This window comes from Subtercola sp. PAMC28395, assembly GCF_018889995.1.
GTDB lineage: Bacteria > Actinomycetota > Actinomycetes > Actinomycetales > Microbacteriaceae > Subtercola.
In genome coordinates, this window is the sequence record NZ_CP076547.1 from 1,221,223 (window position 1) to 1,237,784 (window position 16,562).

The 16,562-nt window shown below is 66.3% G+C and carries 10 protein-coding genes; 6 read left to right on the plus strand and 4 right to left on the minus strand.

Annotated elements, in window-relative coordinates:
- Positions 1 to 108 precede the first annotated feature (108 nt).
- Positions 109 to 2,793 (plus strand): bifunctional diguanylate cyclase/phosphodiesterase, encoded by a 2,685-nt coding sequence (locus KPL76_RS05715; protein WP_216335504.1) that lies wholly within the window; start codon positions 109 to 111, stop codon positions 2,791 to 2,793.
- Positions 2,794 to 2,905: 112 nt separating this feature from the next.
- Positions 2,906 to 3,664 carry a response regulator gene (locus KPL76_RS05720; protein WP_216335505.1) on the plus strand — a complete coding sequence of 253 codons (759 nt, stop codon included), beginning with the start codon at positions 2,906 to 2,908 and terminating at the stop codon, positions 3,662 to 3,664.
- A 162-nt stretch (positions 3,665 to 3,826) separates the two neighbouring features.
- On the opposite strand, the gene KPL76_RS05725 is transcribed toward KPL76_RS05720, so the two are convergent.
- Both KPL76_RS05725 and KPL76_RS05730 read right to left on the minus strand, forming a co-directional pair.
- On the minus strand, positions 3,827 to 4,552 hold the full coding sequence (locus KPL76_RS05725; RefSeq protein ID WP_216335506.1) for a hypothetical protein: 726 nt from the start codon (positions 4,550 to 4,552) through the stop codon (positions 3,827 to 3,829).
- Between the two features lie 304 nt (positions 4,553 to 4,856).
- On the minus strand, positions 4,857 to 5,915 hold the full coding sequence (locus KPL76_RS05730; protein ID WP_216335507.1) for a right-handed parallel beta-helix repeat-containing protein: 1,059 nt from the start codon (positions 5,913 to 5,915) through the stop codon (positions 4,857 to 4,859).
- A 141-nt stretch (positions 5,916 to 6,056) separates the two neighbouring features.
- On the opposite strand from KPL76_RS05730, the gene KPL76_RS05735 reads away from it, so the two are divergent.
- The 4 genes from KPL76_RS05735 to KPL76_RS14935 all read left to right on the plus strand — a co-directional run bounded on the left by KPL76_RS05735 (position 6,057) and on the right by KPL76_RS14935 (position 14,410).
- Positions 6,057 to 7,556: a glycosyltransferase gene (locus KPL76_RS05735; RefSeq protein WP_253202197.1), complete on the plus strand. Its 1,500-nt coding sequence runs from the start codon at positions 6,057 to 6,059 to the stop codon at positions 7,554 to 7,556.
- The gene (locus tag KPL76_RS05740) at positions 7,556 to 10,789 is read left to right on the plus strand and encodes a right-handed parallel beta-helix repeat-containing protein (RefSeq protein WP_216335508.1); all 3,234 of its coding nucleotides are present in this window, start codon (positions 7,556 to 7,558) and stop codon (positions 10,787 to 10,789) included. The genes KPL76_RS05735 and KPL76_RS05740 overlap by 1 nt, the downstream gene beginning before the upstream one ends.
- 256 nt (positions 10,790 to 11,045) lie before the next feature.
- Positions 11,046 to 12,023 carry a glycoside hydrolase family 6 protein gene (locus KPL76_RS05745; protein WP_216335509.1) on the plus strand — a complete coding sequence of 326 codons (978 nt, stop codon included), beginning with the start codon at positions 11,046 to 11,048 and terminating at the stop codon, positions 12,021 to 12,023.
- Positions 11,975 to 14,410: a response regulator gene (locus KPL76_RS14935; protein WP_371733943.1), complete on the plus strand. Its 2,436-nt coding sequence runs from the start codon at positions 11,975 to 11,977 to the stop codon at positions 14,408 to 14,410. The genes KPL76_RS05745 and KPL76_RS14935 overlap by 49 nt, the downstream gene beginning before the upstream one ends.
- Positions 14,411 to 14,689: 279 nt before the next feature.
- Here KPL76_RS14935 and KPL76_RS05755 read toward each other — a convergent pair whose 3' ends face one another.
- Together KPL76_RS05755 and KPL76_RS05760 are read right to left on the minus strand one after the other, a co-directional pair.
- A complete protein-coding gene (locus KPL76_RS05755) occupies positions 14,690 to 15,061 on the minus strand; it encodes a hypothetical protein (protein WP_216335510.1) in 372 nt (123 codons plus the stop codon).
- A 119-nt stretch (positions 15,062 to 15,180) separates the two neighbouring features.
- Positions 15,181 to 16,548 carry a glycosyltransferase family 2 protein gene (locus KPL76_RS05760; RefSeq protein ID WP_371733946.1) on the minus strand — a complete coding sequence of 456 codons (1,368 nt, stop codon included), beginning with the start codon at positions 16,546 to 16,548 and terminating at the stop codon, positions 15,181 to 15,183.
- Positions 16,549 to 16,562: the final 14 nt, after the last annotated feature.

Sequence of the window (16,562 nt, forward strand, 5' to 3'; positions counted from 1 at the left end):
CCCGCTCCCGTCACGCCCTCACGCCCTCGCGCGAGTGCTGGCCGATCGTGAATTCCCCGATGCTCGTGCACGCCGCCGCACCTCCTGCACCATCTCGTACCGAACCCCATGCCGGGCAGCCGAGTAGGCGAAGACTCCGTCCCCGACACGGGTGACGAGAGCTATTTTCGGGAGCCGAACCTTCTGAAGCCCCCAGCAGTCTCGAGTGTGGCCGGCTCGAGCGTATACGACCTGAGCGACTCCGGACCGAGCGTAACCGACCTGGCATCGTCCGACGCTCCAGACCCCGACGCTCCAGACCCCGACGCTCCAGACCCCGACGCTCCATTCCCCGACGCTCCAGACCCCGCCGACCTCCCCGACCACGACCCGCCGGTGCTTCCCGAACCCGTGCACTCCGTCTGGTCCGAGATCCGCGTCGCCGGAGTCCTGGTTCCCCTGCAGATCGGCCGGGCGTACTTCTGGCCCGTCTCCGCAGCGGTTGTGGCCGTGCTGGTACTCGGCGCACTGAACGCCGCAAAACTCGTCTTCTCTGACCTCCCGAGCGACGTCGCAGCGCCAGCCGACCTCGCGTACTTCCTGGCGCTCTTCGTCAGTACCCTCCTGGTCACCGACTTCAGGCTGAGCGTCGGCCGCCTCGCCTCCCTGCCATCCGTGAGCCTCGCGGTCTCGCTGCTCGTGACGGTCGATTACGCCAACCAGTTCTTTCTCTCCATCGCTGTCTGGACCCTGGGCTTCTTCTTCGGCCTCCTGCTGAACTCCCGCAATCCCAGCCTCTCCCTCTACGGCAGCGGCCTTGCCGCCCTCGGCGCCACGACCTGGGTCGCTGTGGTCAAGACGCTCGCCGGTGCTGATGTCTGGCCCGTCGCCTACATTCCGCTTGCGACGGCGGCCTATCTGACCGTGATACTCGGAATCGAGTTCGCCCGGCAGAAGGGTCGATGGAGCATTCAGCACACCTTCGGAGTCTCTGGGTTCAGTTCCAGGCGCCTGCTCGGTGTGTTATTCGCGATCAGTGCCCTTGCCCTGGCAATCGGATACATCTACTCGTCGCTCTACGTGCTGCTCGTCGAAGTGAACCAGACGCATCGCGCCGCGGGGATCATTCTGCTCGCCGGCGCGATTCTCTTTCTCGCCTCGAAATGGCGGCAGCAGCGTGCGCTTCGCCGCCGCCTGAAGGGGCTGACCGACGCAGCGCTTCGCCTGCCGTGGGACACCAGCCGCGGGCTGGAGGCGATAGCCGTCGAGATGGTCAACAACACCATCGTCGCCGACCACGTCGATGTGCGTGCAACAAAACCGGGTCACAACGAGATCGGCTATTCCGTGCGGCTTGCCCCAGACCAGGAGGCCTATCTCGTCGCCTCGCGCGAGGTGAGCGCTGTGCCGTTCGCCCGCGACGATGAGCGCGCTCTCGAAGCCCTCGCGCACCTCGCGACCGAGGCTGCGCGCGTCACCGAAGACATGGCAGACCTCGTTCTGCGGGCCAACAGCGACTCCCTTACGGGCTTGCCCAACTACAGCGCGTTTCGCACCGCACTGGCGAAGGCGAACGAAGAACGCTCGTACTCCGGCGCGATCGCCGTGCTCTTCATCGACCTCGACAGCTTCAAACAGCTCAACGACCGACGCGGGCACCACGTCGGCGATGTCATGCTCATCGCCATCGCCGATCGACTTCGCGATGCCGCCCGCCCGGGCGACGTCGTGGCCCGTGTCGGCGGCGACGAATTCGTCGTCGTACTCACCGAACTCCGCACCCTGCTCGAGGCGAAAGAGCTCGCCGAGCGCATCACAGCAGCTGCCGGCAGCCCGATCTTCTACGAAGACACCGAGCTGCGGCCGATCCTCAGCGTGGGCCTCGCGTTCTCCGCCCACCGCGAGACCGACCCGAACCAGCTGGTCATCGACGCCGACAGCAGCATGCTCGCCGTGAAGAAGTCGCGCCGCCAGGGCGGCCCCAGCTCCGAGAGCACCATCAACATCTCTCCCCACCGCTCGGCCCGAATCAATGACATCGTTGCCGACGCCATCGACAACGAGAAGCTGACCGTCGTCTTCCAGCCGATCGTCAACATGATCGAGAACCGCATCTGGGGTTATGAGGCACTGGTTCGTCTCACCGACCCCGACCTCGGCGCCATCTCGCCGGGCGCACTCGTCGAGCGTGCGAAGAGCTTCGGGCGCATGGATGAGCTCACCCGCCAGGTCATGTCGAAAGCGATGACCGCGGCAAGGGCCATCCAGCTCATCGAGCCCTCCATCGCGACCATGACGGTCAACCTCGAGGTCGGGCAGATCACGGATGATCACCTCGGGCTGTTCGCGAAGAACCTCGCCGACCGCTACCCCTCCATCTCGCTGTGTCTCGAACTCAATGAGCGTTCGCTACGGTACGTCACCGACGATCTGCGCAGGCAATCCCAGGCGCTCAGAGATCACGGCATCCTCATCGCGATCGACGACTACGGCTCGGAGAACTCCTCGGTCGGCTCGCTCGTGCGCATCCCGATGGACATCATCAAGCTCGACCGCAGCCTGATCGACGACCTCGACGACTATCGCCAGCGCGAGGTCGTCAAGGCACTGCAGAGCTTCAGCGACTCCACCGACTACCTCACCATCGTCGAGGGCATCGAGTCGAAGGAGACAGCAGAGATCCTCCGCCGCGTCGGCGTTCGCAACGCCCAGGGCTACTACTACGGCGTGCCTGCGACCTACGAGCAGGTCGTCGACCGCTTGAACCGGCACGGCACGGTCGCCCTGGTGCCCCCTGCGCCCAAGGCACGCTGAGCATCAGCGGGGACCGGGCAGCCGGAGCGCACGGAGAGCGGCGGCCGAGCATCCATCGACCGTGGGATCGGTTGCGTTAACGCATAAGCTACTGTCAACATGACGTGGCAACATGACTGAGAAGCGCAAACGCCTGGCGATCATCGACGACCACAACCTGGTTCTCGACGGCCTGTCGACCTGGTTCGCCGCCAACGCTCCCGATTTCGACCTCGTCATCTCCGTTTCGGCGTGGTCTGAGCTCATTCGCCACCCTGCTTTCCCACCTGACGTCGTGCTCATGGACTTCCAGCTGGTCGAACCGCTCACCATCGAGTCCCGCGTCGGCCTCTGCAAGGCGGCCGGCGCGGCTGTCGTGGTGATGAGCGCCGTCACCAGCACGGCCGAGATCGGCCGCATCCTGAACGCAGGGGCTTCGCGTTTCGTGTCGAAATCGCAGCCCGCCGCTGAACTTCTCGCCGCCGTGCGGGACTCAGTCACCCCTCCGCCCGCCTGGGAATACACGCCGTCCTGGGGTTCGAAGCCGGCGTCAGGCGGCCAGGGCGAGGCCCCCGCGGGCATGGCAGGGGTGAACGCAGGGGCGCAGTCGCAGACTCAACTTCAGTCTGCGTTGCAGCCGCCCGCAACGCTGGCCCCATCGCCGCCCGCTCTGCCGCGCCCGCCGCGTTTCAGCGACAAAGACATCGCGATCCTGAACCTCTACGCCAACGGCCACAACCCGGTCGAGGTCGCAATGATGCAGAACATCCGCGCAGAGACCGTGCGCAAGGCCCTCGAGCGAATGCGTGCTGCCTACGAGACCGTGGGCAGGCCGGCGGATGATCGGGAGACCCTCATTCGCAGGGCCGCCGAAGACGGCTACCTGAGCTGACTCCTGCTCGACGGCGCTCGTGCTGCCGGTCTGCACTTGACTTCCGGCGGAGAATCGCGACACCGGCGCCAATGCGGGCTCGCGTGCGCTGTGTTCCGACGAAAGTCGAGTGGGCGCTCGAACGAACACCCGCCGCCGCTGTTGCCGGTCGCGGGGAGGGCTCTACTGGACCTTGCCCTCGATGGTGGTCGGGGCGGGCGGCTGGAAGATCGCGACACGGATCGGCTGGTGCACGACCGAGCGGGTTCCTGCTGCGCTGCCGCCGACGCCGCCGATGGCATCGACCGTGATCGTCATCGAGAAGTCGAGCACGAGGCCGTAGGTGTCGTCGGTCAGAACGCCGATGGTGTTGCCCTCGAGCTGGAACCCACCCTTCGGCGATGTGACGAGAAGGCCGGCGTCTGAACGCAGGGCTTCCGGGTCGAGTGTGGTTGTCACCGGGTCGAGGTTCAGCACGAACGGGGTCGCAGAACTTCCCCCCGTCGTACTGGTGGTCGCGGTCACGGTGACGTTCGACATGTACACCGGGCGTTTCTGGGCGAACGGGGCCTCAGCAGGAACCGCGCGGTCGAACACGCTGATCACGAACGAGAACTTCTTGTTCGCCGTGGTGTACCACTCGTGCGTCTTCTGCTCTGTCCACATGTCGAGCTGGAGCTCCAGGTTTTCGCCGATGGGTACGACCGGGTGCACTGAGCCGAAGTCGGTGAACACCGAGTCGAAGGCGAGCGAGGTCGACGGCGTGGGGGTCGGCGCCGGGGTCGCAGCGGCATTGGCCGCGCCGGGGGCTGCGCCGAGGATTCCACCGAAGGTGGAGCATCCGGTGCTCACGACGGCCATGCCGCTGATCACGATCGCGGCGAGGAGGCGGGACTTCCATTTACGCATGGGCAGACTTTCGTACGGGTTGTGCTGGCTGAGGAGTGTTCTGAGGTGCCGGTGGTGCCGGGGGTGCGGTGGCGCTCGGGTGCGCCGGGCCGAGCAGGGAGCCGTGCTCTGGCTGGTGCTCGGTGTGCTGTGGTGTTGTTTGGTGCGCTGTGCTGCTGAGCTGCTGAGCTGCTGTGTTGCTGTGCTGTGATGTGCAGAAGAGTGTGCTGCGCACGTGGGTATGGCGTGCGAGCACGTCAGTTTTGCACGTGGCGGCTGGTCGCCGCCGGTCGAACGGGCTCATCCTGCCAAAACTGGGGGATTCTTAGGCCGTTCTTTGGCATTTCTTGTTGCTAAGCCGCGGATCGACGCCATCGGCATATGCCGTTGCGGGCATAGATGCGCCCTCCACCACGACCACGTTGTCACAGAGCACGACGTTGCCCGCGTCTCTCGCAGCGCCGACGATGTTCACCGCGAATCCGTTCGACGCTGCAGCGAAGGAGTTCGCGGCGAAGGTGTTGTTCGAGCCCCACGGTGCCACGATGACGTGCACCTGTGCACCGTCGACGGGGGAGTTCCGGCCGGTGTTCGAGCCGATCATCCAGTTGTTGCCTTTGACGTCGACGAGCGAATCCACCTCGGTCGCGCGGCTGCCGTCGAAGGAGTTGCCGGTGACCTGCCCACCAGTGGTTCCCTCTTTGATGTCGATGTTCTCGGCGGTTGTCGCCGAAATCGTATTGCCGACCAGGCGGTTGCGGTCGCTCTGGTCGGGGTTGCAGTGAGAGAGGGTGCACCAGTTCGACTGGGCCGTTCCCACGTAGATGCCCTCGCCGAACTTCGCCTCGGCGAGCCCGGTCTGGCCGATCGTGTTGTTCTGCACGAGGTTGTCGCTGCTGCCCAGGCGCAGATGCACCGCCTCGTCGCCGACCGAGGTGACCGACAGGTTCGAGAGGGTGTTGTTCGATGAGTTGTCGAGCAGGATGCCCTTCTGGGCTCCGCTGACAGAGAAGCCCATGAGGCGCCAGAACTGCGCCCCGGTGAGATGCAGCGCGGAGCCCGAATCGAGAGAGCCGCCGTCGATCACCGCGCTCCGGTCGCCGCAGAGCGTGATGGGGGAGGCCGCCGACGCTGCAGTCGTTGCCGTGAAGTGCCCACTGTAGGTGCCGGGCGCGAGAAGCAGAACGGTGCCGGGTCGTGCTGAAGCGAGTGCGGAGCTCAACTCGTCAGACGATGACAGTAGCTCCCCGGCCGGGCAACCGGCAACGGAGGTCGTTGTGGGTTGTGGTGCCGACGACGTGGTCACGCTGGCCGAGCACCCGCTGAGCACCACGATGGTGGCGAGGCCGAGCGCCAGCCATCCGGATGCCCGCCAGCTCTTCACCGCCCGGTCACGTGCTCTCGTGCCTAATGCACCGCTGATGTCGTCCCCACCACTACAGTTTATAGAAATCCCGCGATCCCGATCTTCGCGGGCAGTTCAAGCCGTGGGTTCGAGGTACCGCAGCAGTGTGGGCGCGCATTCGTGTCTGCGCGAACGGGTGCCGATGCTCACGGCGCCGGAACCGGTCGAAGTGTGGGGGTGGGGCGAGCCGTGATGGTCTACGCACTGGTCCTCCCGAGCGTCGCCTTCTCCAGCCACGTACTCCTGCTTCCCAATGCGGTCTGGGGCACGCAGCACACCTTCTGGTGGTTGCTGCCGTTCGGCGTCTTCGGCATCATCTCCTGGAGCCTCTGGCTGCTGCGCAAGATCCTCTCCTCCACAACACGGCCCGTCGTGAACGACTATCGGGCCGCCACGACCGTGGTGGTGCCGTCATTCCACGAAGACCCGAACGTGCTACTGCGCTGCCTCGAGACCTGGCGGCGACAGGGCCCGTCCCGCATCATCATCGTTCTCGACGTGGCCGACCTCGAGGCCGAAGAGCGCATCAACGCACTCGGACACCACAACGTCGACGTCATCATGTTCAAACACCGGGGAAAACGCTCGGCATTGGGTGAGGGCATCCGGGCCGTCCAGACCGAGCTCGTCATACTGGTCGACTCCGACACGGCGTGGGAAGACGGCATGCACGACGCCATCCAGATGCCCTTCATCGACGCTGCCGTCGGTGCGGTGAGCACCCGCCAGAACGTCTACCAACCGAAATCGAGCGTCTGGCGCCGCGTCGCCGACTGGATCATCGACCTCCGGTACTACGACTACGCCCCCGCAATGGGTAGGTTCGGCGGCATCGTCTGCGCTTCAGGTCGCACCAGCGCGTATCGTCTGGCGATCATCCTGCCCAAGCTTCCCCAGCTCGAACACGAGATCTTCATGGGCCGCGAGTGTGTTGCCGGCGACGACGGGCGCCTCACCTGGCTCGTGCTCTCGCAGGGCTACCGCGTGACCCATCAAGACAGCGCCAGGGCCCTCTCGATGTTCCCCGACACCTTTCGCGCCTTCGTCAAACAGCGTGTGCGCTGGAGTCGCAACTCCTATCGCTGCTACTTCACTGCCATTCGCACCGGCTGGATCTGGCGCGTACCTCTTATCTCCCAGCTCACCATCATGCAGATCATCTTCACGCCCGTGAGTATGGCCGTCGCCGTGGTCTACGTGATCGCTGCGGCCTGGTCGGCGAACCCCATTCCCGCCATCGTCTTTGCCCTGCTCTGGGTGTTCATCGGGCGCGGAATCCGCGGAATCTCGCACCTCTGGCGTCGCCCCGAAGACATCTGGCTCCTGCCGTTGGTCACCATCATCACCGCCTTCATCGCACTGCCCATCAAGACCTATGCACTCTTCACCATGAACACACAGGGCTGGCTCACCCGCTCGGCCGACTCGATCGGCGGCGAGGGCCAGACTGAGGCGAGCCTCGCCCCCCGCGACAAGGCTGCGGGTGGCGACGCCGCGCGGGGTGAGGCCCAGAGTGGCGAGGTTCTGACTGGCGAGGGTCTGACTGGTGAGGCGGCGAGTGCGGAGCGTAAGCACGACCGGCTGCCCGAGGCATCCGCGGCCGAGAAGGCAGCACGCTGATGGCGAAAGACGAGAAGGGCGCGCAACCTCCCGCGAGTGACGACGCGGAATCCACATCGGAGTCCGCGCCGCAGCGAACCCCGAAGCCGGCCTCTCCGCCCCCCTCGGAGCCGGCCTCGCAGCTTCCTGCGAAACAGTCGCCGAAATCGTCCACACGATCAGCATCGAAAAGTCGCTCAAAGGGTGCCTTCACCGACGAAGAGCGCGGTGACACGGTCGGTCGGCCCACCCGCGCGATCGTGCGGATGATCGTGATTGCCGTGCTCGTCCTCGGCCTCGTCGGCGTGGCCCTCATCCGCGCCGGAGCCTTCGCGGGCACGTTCGCCAGCGTCTCGCAGGTCGCCGATGCTGCGGCAGCCGCGGCCTCTGAAGCTGCTGCCTCGGCCACCCCCAACCCCTCCTCCACCGGCCCGGCCTCCTCCTCCACCGGCCCGGCCGCCTCGGCCGCACCCGCTGTTCTCGCACCCACCGCTGCCGCCACGACGCCCACCACCGCGGGCGCAGCCGCACCCACCACAGCATCCACCGCAGACCCGACCCCCCAGGCCCCGGGCGAACTCAGCCCCCTCGAGAAGTCGTACCAGGCGCAGGCCGCACTCGTCGCGGCTGAAGACGCGAGAATCAGCTACCTGGCGCTGACCGGCGCCGCCCCGAACTATCCGGCCGAACCGATCCTCACCCCAGTCGACCGCGCCAACCAGGCCGCGGAACCAACGCCGCCCCCCTCTGTCGTGCTCGAAGCGCAGCCGAAGGCGGTGCTCACGATCTACTCCCTCGACGACCTGATCGCCCGCGGCGCCGCCACTCGAGTCAGTGACACGATCGTCTCGCTGACCTCGAGTGTGTTCCTCCAGCGCGGCGTGCTGCTGACCATCACCGCTCCCGGCCAGACGCTCCGCATGCTGAGCACACCCACGGGATTCACCAGCATCGTCTCGTGGGGCGGCGCCCTCACGCTCGCCGGTGACGCAACCGCCCCTCTGACGATCACGTCGTGGAATCCCACTCCGGCGACCCCCGCCGCCACAGCGCCACCCGCAGCAGACCCCGCGGCTGGCGCACCAGACTCCACCGAGACCGACGGGCGGGCGTACATCCGCCAGAATGACGGCGCCCTCACCACCAACTACGTCACCCTCGACAGCCTCGGCTTCTACAGCGGGCGCACTGGCGGGCTCGCCGCTACGGGCACGGCGACGGCACCGACCCTCGCTAGCATCCACCACACCGTCGTCACGAACCAGCACACCGGGCTCTTCCTCTCCTCTGTCACCGGCGCAACTGTCTCCGACTCCTCCATCAGCACCTCGACCGAGACCGGCATCGAGATCACGAACTCCTCTGACGCCGTCTCGGTCATCCGCACCACGGTCGACGGTTCCGGTGGCACCGGCATCGAAGCGCAGGCCGGCAGCTCGAACGTGATGCTGAACATCGCGACCATCACCAACAACGGCCAGTACGGGTTCACGTTCGACGGCAAGGCCCGGGCATCCGGGCCGAACCCCGGCGGGTACCCGGTCGCCGACTCAGCGGGCCCGCTGGTCATCGGCAGCACCGTCACCGGCAACCGCGCCGGCGGTGTCGCCGTCTACTCCTCCACAGGCGTGAAGATTCTGACCTCCACGATCTCACAGCGCGGGGATGCCCTGCTCGTGCGCGACTCGACCGCCGTCATCCAGCACAACACGATCGACGTCACCAACGGCAACGGCAATGGCATCGTGCTCGAAGGCCCCATCGTCTCGGGCTGGGTGCAGCACAACACGATCTCCGGCGGCGGCCCGAACGCCATCGCCCAGGGTGACGGCAGCGGCACGATCGTGGTCGACAACAACGACACGAGTGGATGGTCAGAGAAAGCCCAGATCGTGACCTGGGCCGAAGATCACCCCCTCGCCCTGCTCTGGGGCCTGTTGCTCATCATTCCCGCCATCGGCGTCTTCTTTCTGGTTGCCAGGGCCAGGCGCCTGCGAAAGATCCGCGAACTCGTCGAATCGACGACCCTGGCCATCGCGAAAGCAGAGAAAGCAGAATACGAGTCAAGGCTCCTGGCCGAGCGCACCGGCGAGGGGTCGCTCGAGTCGGAGCTTGTGGGCGCGGGTGCGGGCGGTGCCAGCCTGGCCAGTGTCGGGATGACCGGCAGCGCTTTGCACGACAGCTCGCCTACCGTGGGGTCTGCGGGCACGGCGAGCCTTCCCGGCGATTTCGATGCGGGGGCTGCCGACCGTCACCCCTCCAGGCACGACGTGAAGCCGAGGATCGTCACCTCGAAATTCCCGGGCGAAAGCGTGCCGAGCGCGCCACTGCCCCGACGTTCCTCCCTCGAGATGCCCGAAGTGTGGGTTCCACCGGGCCAGCAGCCCGTGCGTCACGAAGCTGCAGCCCAGCGTCCAGCGCAGTCTGACCCATATGGCACCGGGCCGAACACCTATGGCACCCCTGGGCCGCAGCCGACTCCGACCCGCGAGCCTCAGTCTCAGCCATCCCAATCACCTCCCCCACAGGCGTACCCCCCGCAGGCGTACCCGCCCCAGTCCGCGCCCCCACGTTCCACTCCTCCACAAGGCCCTCCTCCACAGGGCCCTCCTCCACAGGCAGCGCCCCCGCAGTGGTCTCCTCCACAGTCGTCGCCTCCACAGCCCTACCCCGGGCAACCGTTTGCCCCGGCGGCAGCACCGTCGGGCGTCCCTCCAGCGGGCCGTCCCCCGGTAGCTCGCCCTCCGATCGGTCGGCCAGCGCCGGCGAACCCCACGACTTCAGGATCGTCGGCTGGCCAGCCTGGCACACCCGGCGCCTCCCAGGCCGGAGAGCGTCAGGCGGGAGTTCCGCAGCTGCCAGGAACGCAGCCGGGAACGCCCCGACCGGGAGCGCCGCGCCCCGGAGCGCCGCGACCACCGGCCCCACGCACGAACTCGAGGCTTCCGGTTGGGCGCCCCTACCCCGCTGGCCGCCCAGCCCCGACGTCGTCAGCCGCAGGCGCTACAGGCGCTACAGGCGGTGCAGGCGCTGGCACCACGCCTCCGCCTCCCAGCGCCCCGCAGCTGCCCACCACCAAGACATCGGCAGCGACCGGCGAAGCACTGGGCCGTTTCCGCACGGTCGAAGAACTCGCCGTGTCGGCTGTTCTCGACGGCGGCAAGCCCATCACCACTGTGGCCAAGACGCTGCGGGTCTCGACCTCCATCGTGGCCAGCTGGGTCGCAAAAGCCCAGCGCGACCACCGGCCCTGAGCGCACTCATCGCACCGTCGCCGCTGTGCCACCGGCCGTGGCCACCCCGCCACTGCCCGCGACCGCCGGCCACGGTACCACTGCAACAACAGCGCAGTACCTCACCTCAACAACAGCGCAGCACCACCGCAAACCACACAGAACGCCGCACACAGTTTCGTAGTTTAGGCTGAATCGAAGGGTTCACATCGGGGGAGAGGCCACGATCATCAGCGCATCTGAGAGACAGTCCAGCGAGACGAAGTCCCGGGTCGGCTTGGCCTCAGCCATCGTTGCGCTGTTCATTCCGATCGTCGCCCTGGGTGTGATCCTCTCGGCCGTCGCCAATCTCGCTTCGCCGACTTCTGCTGCCTCGACGGCCTCTGGCGCTCTGCAGGGCAAGACCTTCTACGTCGACCCCGAGGCGAAAGCTGCGATTGCCGCCGCTGCCGCAGCCTCGAAGGGCAACTCCGTCGACGCCGCGACGTTCGGCCGCATTGCCGACCAGCCCACCGCGATCTGGCTCACCCCCGAGAAGCACTCGACCGCCGAGATCACCGCCTACGTCTCGGCAATCGAGAAAGCTGCCACTGCCGCGAACCAGACGCCCATCTTCACGGTCTACGGCGTACCGAACCGCGACTGCGGAAATCACTCCGCCGGCGGGCTCTCGGCCACCGAATACCCGCTCTGGGTGAAGGCGATCGCGGCAGGCATCACGCACCAGAATGCGGTGATCATCCTCGAGCCCGATGCCCTGGCACTCGCAACGCAATGCAACAACGTGAGCGAGCGGGTGAAGGAGATCAGCAGCGACCTCGACATCTTCGCCCCGGTCGGTGCAACGGTCTACATCGACGCCGGCCACTCGCAGTGGGGCCCTGCTGCCGATATGGCCGCGCTCCTGAACCAGGCCGGCGTGACAAAAGCTCGCGGATTCGCCACGAATGTCTCGAACTACAACGACACAGCGGCCGAGCAGACGTACGCTGAGACCATCAGTTCCCTCACAGGAGGCGCACACTTCGTGATCGACACCTCACGCAACGGCCGCGGGTCGAACGGTGAGTGGTGCAACCCCTCCGGTCGTGCCCTCGGTGCCGTTCCCTCGAAGCAGGATGTCGCCACGAACCAAGACGCGAACCTCTGGATCAAGCCCCCGGGTGAGAGCGACGGAACGTGCAATGGCGGCCCAACAGCTGGTGAATGGTGGGATCAAAGCGCGCGAGAGCTGGCGTCGAACGCCGGCTGGTAACCTCCCCGCTCGGTGACCTCCCCGGGGGCACACTCGGTGGCCTGGCTCTTGGCTTGGTCATCGTTGTGGCGAGCGGTTTTGCTGTCACCTGGCTGATCCGCAGGCGGCGCAGAGCGAAGAGCGACCGGATGCCCGGCCCGGCCCTCGCGCCCGACTCAGCGTATTCGCTCGAGCCCGACGCCACTGACGCTGCTGCTGAGACGGCCGTCGCGACTGAAGTCCCGACAGAGTCGACTGCGACTCCGGATGCCTCAGCAGCTGAGCTCGAACGTGCCGCAGCGCTCGAAACAGCATCAGAAGCAGCCCCCGAGCCGGAAGCAAAAGACGAGACAGAGCCGGAAGCAGAAGTAGAAGCCGAACCTGAGTCTGAAACCGAGTCAGCGGCTGGCGGCGAAGCAGGCACTGACGCCAGAGCAGAGACTGACGCAGACGCAGAAGCCGAGCCGAAAGCAGAGCCGAAAGCAGAGGCGGAGCCCGACGCTGAGGCCGCGCCGGAAGCCGAAGTCGTCCCGGAAGCCGAAGCAGTCCCGGAAGCCGACGCAGTCCCGGGGGCCGACGACGCCGCCGAACTCGAAGCAGGCGTAGCCACCGCGCACGCGGTCGAGGCCGATTCGCCAGACAACGAATCTGAAGCCGAGTCGACTGTGCGGGGTGAAGCATGGCCGGAAACTGGCTCAAAGCTTCTCGCTGCGTTGGAGCCGGAGGCTGAAACACCGTCGGAGCCTGAAGCAGAGCCTGAAGCAGAGCCAACTCCAGCGCTGCTCCCGATCGATGCGGAGGCCGCCGACGCTGCGGATTTCACCGAGCTCGCGGAATTCACCGAACTCGCGGAGGAGACCGAACTCGCGGCGGAGACCGAACCCGCTGCGCTCGCCGAATCTGCCGTGCCCGACAAGTCCGCCAAACCTGAGAAGCCGGAGGAAGCGGCAGAACCCGCCGGCCCGCTCCGCTCACTCGTTGTGCCCGAACCGTGGTACCCAGCCGGAGCACGCCCTCCGGTTGTGCCCGTGACTCCGCCTCTGCCGCACGTCGTGCCGCCGAGAGTGCAGCAGCAACCCCTTCAGGCACAACCGCCGACAAATCCCGGGCAGCTCCCGATGCCGTCAAGCCAGCAGTCCCCGGCTTCGCCCGCGGCCATACCCCCAGGGCAGGGCCAGCCTCAGCCTTCGACGCAGTTCCCGACGCAGTTCCCCGTGCAGCCCCCCGCGTCGCCGCCACCACCCCGCGAATGGGCTCCGGGCGCGCCGGTCGAACCCGTAACAGTAGCCGCCACTGGGTTTGGTAGCATGACCCCAATGGATACTTCGGGGGAGCGCAGGGTAGCTGTCATTATCGAAGATGATGCCGACATCAGGCATCTTCTCGAGACAGTCCTCACGCAGGCTGGTTTTGAGACTGTCGCCACGGGCAACGGTCTCGACGGGGTGCAAGCGGTGCGCGCGTATTCGCCCATCATCACCACGCTCGACGTCAGCATGCCCGGTATCGACGGGTTCGAGGCCGCGAAGCGCATCCGTGCCTTCAGCAACACCTACCTGATCATGCTCACCGCCCGCGATGACGAGATCGACACTCTGCAGGGCCTCGAGGCCGGCGCCGACGACTACCTCACCAAGCCGTTCCGCCCGCGCGAACTGCGTGCCCGCATCGAAGCGATGCAGCGTCGCCCGCGTGCAATGGTGGGCGACGAGGCTTCGCAGGCCGCGGCCCAGGCTGCTCCGCCCGTCGGTGCGCCGCAGACGTTCGCTCCGGCACCGAATCTTACGCAGCCCTCACAGCCGGTGTACGCCCCCGCAGCGGAGTCACCGGCCCCGAACTACGGCCAGCCGCCGGCTCAGACGCCTCCGAACTACGCGCAGCCCACCCAGGCACCACGACCCGACTACGGCCAGCAGCCACCCGCCCCGGCCCCCGCCTACTACGAGCAGCAGCAGCAGCCGCCCGCCGAGCAGCAATACGGCCAGCAGCAGCAATACGGGCAGCCCTACGGCCAGCAGCAGGCACCCTCAGTCGACCCCGACGTGGCTGCGCACACCAGCTACCCCTCCGACGACGGCTGGGTCGAGTACAACGGCCTCTACGTCAACGAGGAGATGCGTCTCGCTGAGAAAGACGGCGCGGTCGTCGAACTCACCCGCAGCGAGTTCGACCTGCTGAACGCACTGATGAGCAGCCAGCGACGCGTGCGAAGCAAGGCCGACCTCGCGCTTCTCCTGCGCGGCGAATCCTACGTCACCGCCCACTTCGTGAGCGAGAGCGACAAGCGCGCCATCGAGGTGCACATGGCGAACCTCCGCCGCAAGCTCTCCGACAGCCTCACCAACCCGCGCTTCATCGAAACCGTGCGCGGCATCGGCTACCGCCTCGCGGCCTCGGAGAACGACTAGCTCGAGCCCTGCCGTGTCGGCCTCCCGGTGACCTCCGTCAGCGCGCACCACACTTTGGGCGGAGCTCAGCGTATCCGCCGCAGATAGAGCGTCGCTTCGGCTGTGCTCCTCCCGATGTAGCAAAGGCGTGGCCATTCACGCCCGGCAAACAGCATCCCCGATTGGGCTCCTCGCGACGAAACACAGCTTCGGCGGGCCGTGTCGGTGGGGAGCGTCGCGGCGAGCATCCACCGGATGCTCGCTCACAGCTCCAGCGCACCCGTTGTGGCTAAGGGAGGGTTACTCGCCCTCGATCACCAGCGACAGCTCACGGCACGTCGCATCGCCCACCTCGTGCAGCCGCGCCAGATGCGCCATGCTGCCCGGCAGGTCGTGCCGCTTCACCGCGGCGTGAACCATGCCCGCAATGGCCTCGAGTGTCGACGCCCCCAGCATGGTTCCACTGCTCCGGATGCTCAGCAGCACCACATCGGCATCGTCGAAGTCGCCCTTGCCCAGCGCCCGCATCAACCGGTAGGAGCGTGTCTCCCACATGTTGATGAAGTCGTTGACGAACTGCGCACGACGACCAGAACCGGTGCCGTCTGCGGTCCCGAACTGGTCGAGGAGCGCATTCAACACCGGGCGGTCGATCATGGAGCTCTGGGTCAAACCGGTTTCCTCTGAAATCTCGTTAGTTGTGGGGCCTGCGTCTATGCCTGGTGTGTACCCGGCTGGTGCGCGTGCAGGTCGTCCGTCTGCGCCCGTGCGGCTGAAAGCCGCACGCAGCGTCAGACCTTGTATCCGCGGTGGCGGCGAAGCAGTTTGCCGACCATGCCGACTGTTTGAAGGATAGTGATGATTCCGAGGATGGGCCAACCGATCCAGAGGAGGGTTGACTGGGCGACGATCGGCAGCTGGAACCACAGCACGATGAACACGGCGACGGTGATCGCGAAGGCCAGCAGCGGCACCAGGTACGAGTTGCCTCGGCCCTTCTCGGCCTTGGCCTGGGCGGCCCAGTTGTCGACCTGCTTGCGGCTGAGGAACTTGGTCCACGCCCGAACGAAGTGCCCCATTCGCACCCACATGTAGATCTCCGCGGGGAAGAGCGCCGCGGCGAAGAAGATGTCCCGGCCGTTGCGATTCTTCATCGACAGCGCCGTGCGGAGGTTCAGCAGAATGGCCGCAACCGGCGGGATGAGCCAGAACGGGCTGAACACGAAGGCGTTGATCGACAGCGAGAAGAACAGCAGGGTCACGAACATGAGTCGAGTGACGATGTTGGTGAGCATCGAGAAGTTCTCGAACCAGCGCAGGCGCAGGTTGGGGTGGAAGGGCTGGCCCTTCGTGTCTCCGCGCTGGCCGGGCCACATGAGCTCGATGGCGCCGAAGTTCCACTTCACCTGCTGGGCGTCGAGGCCGCGGAGCGTGGTCATGCCACCGACGTCGGCCCGCGCCTGGGCGCTGATCTTCGTGAGGTAACCGGCGCTCTTGATCTGCAGCGACAGAAGCGAGTCCTCCACCTCGCTGTCTTTCACCCAGGGGCTCGTCTGGTGGTTCTCGACCATGGCCTGGCGAAGCGCCTGCATCGAGAAGATCGAGAATTGGCCACCGAGCACGGCCATGTTGCGGCCGCGGAGCATGTTCTGCATGTTGAAGGCCGCGAACTGTGCGCGCTGGCCCGTGACGAGGAACGCCCCGATGCCCTTCATCTCGCGGTCGTCGATCGAGTAGATGGCTGAGATGCCGCCGATGCGCGAGTCAGACATGATCTCGGCTCCGAGCTGCTCGACAGCGTCGTTCGACGCGGTCGTGTCGCCGTCGACCCCGAGAAAGAAGTCGCAGCCCTCAACGAGCTGGAACCCGTAGTTCAGGGCGCCGACCTTCTTGTCTTGGTTCTTACCGATGTCGTGCACGTAGACCTCGGTGAACTGCTCGATACCGTCGATCTCGATCATGTGGGGGCCGGCGAACTTCGCAGCCTCGGCCACGGTCTTGTCGGTCGTGTTGTTGACCACCACGTGGATGACGTCGGGCACGCGGGTCTGCTCGAGCAGCGACTTCAGCACGTGTGCGATCGACTCCTCCTCGTTGTAGGCCGGAATGACGCACCCGATCGTGGGTCGGTAGCTGGGCAGAGAGTCGACCGACTCGATGAACTCGTTGGCGA

Excerpts from the sequence above, each read along its gene's own strand:
- KPL76_RS05715 (WP_216335504.1), top strand. The coding sequence starts at position 109 with ATGCCGGGCAGCCGAGTAGGCGAAGACTCCGTCCCCGACACGGGTGAC.
- KPL76_RS05720 (WP_216335505.1), top strand. The coding sequence starts at position 2,906 with ATGACTGAGAAGCGCAAACGCCTGGCGATCATCGACGACCACAACCTG.
- KPL76_RS05725 (WP_216335506.1), bottom strand. The coding sequence starts at position 4,552 with ATGCGTAAATGGAAGTCCCGCCTCCTCGCCGCGATCGTGATCAGCGGC.
- KPL76_RS05740 (WP_216335508.1), top strand. The coding sequence starts at position 7,556 with ATGGCGAAAGACGAGAAGGGCGCGCAACCTCCCGCGAGTGACGACGCG.
- KPL76_RS14935 (WP_371733943.1), top strand. The coding sequence starts at position 11,975 with ATGGTGGGATCAAAGCGCGCGAGAGCTGGCGTCGAACGCCGGCTGGTA.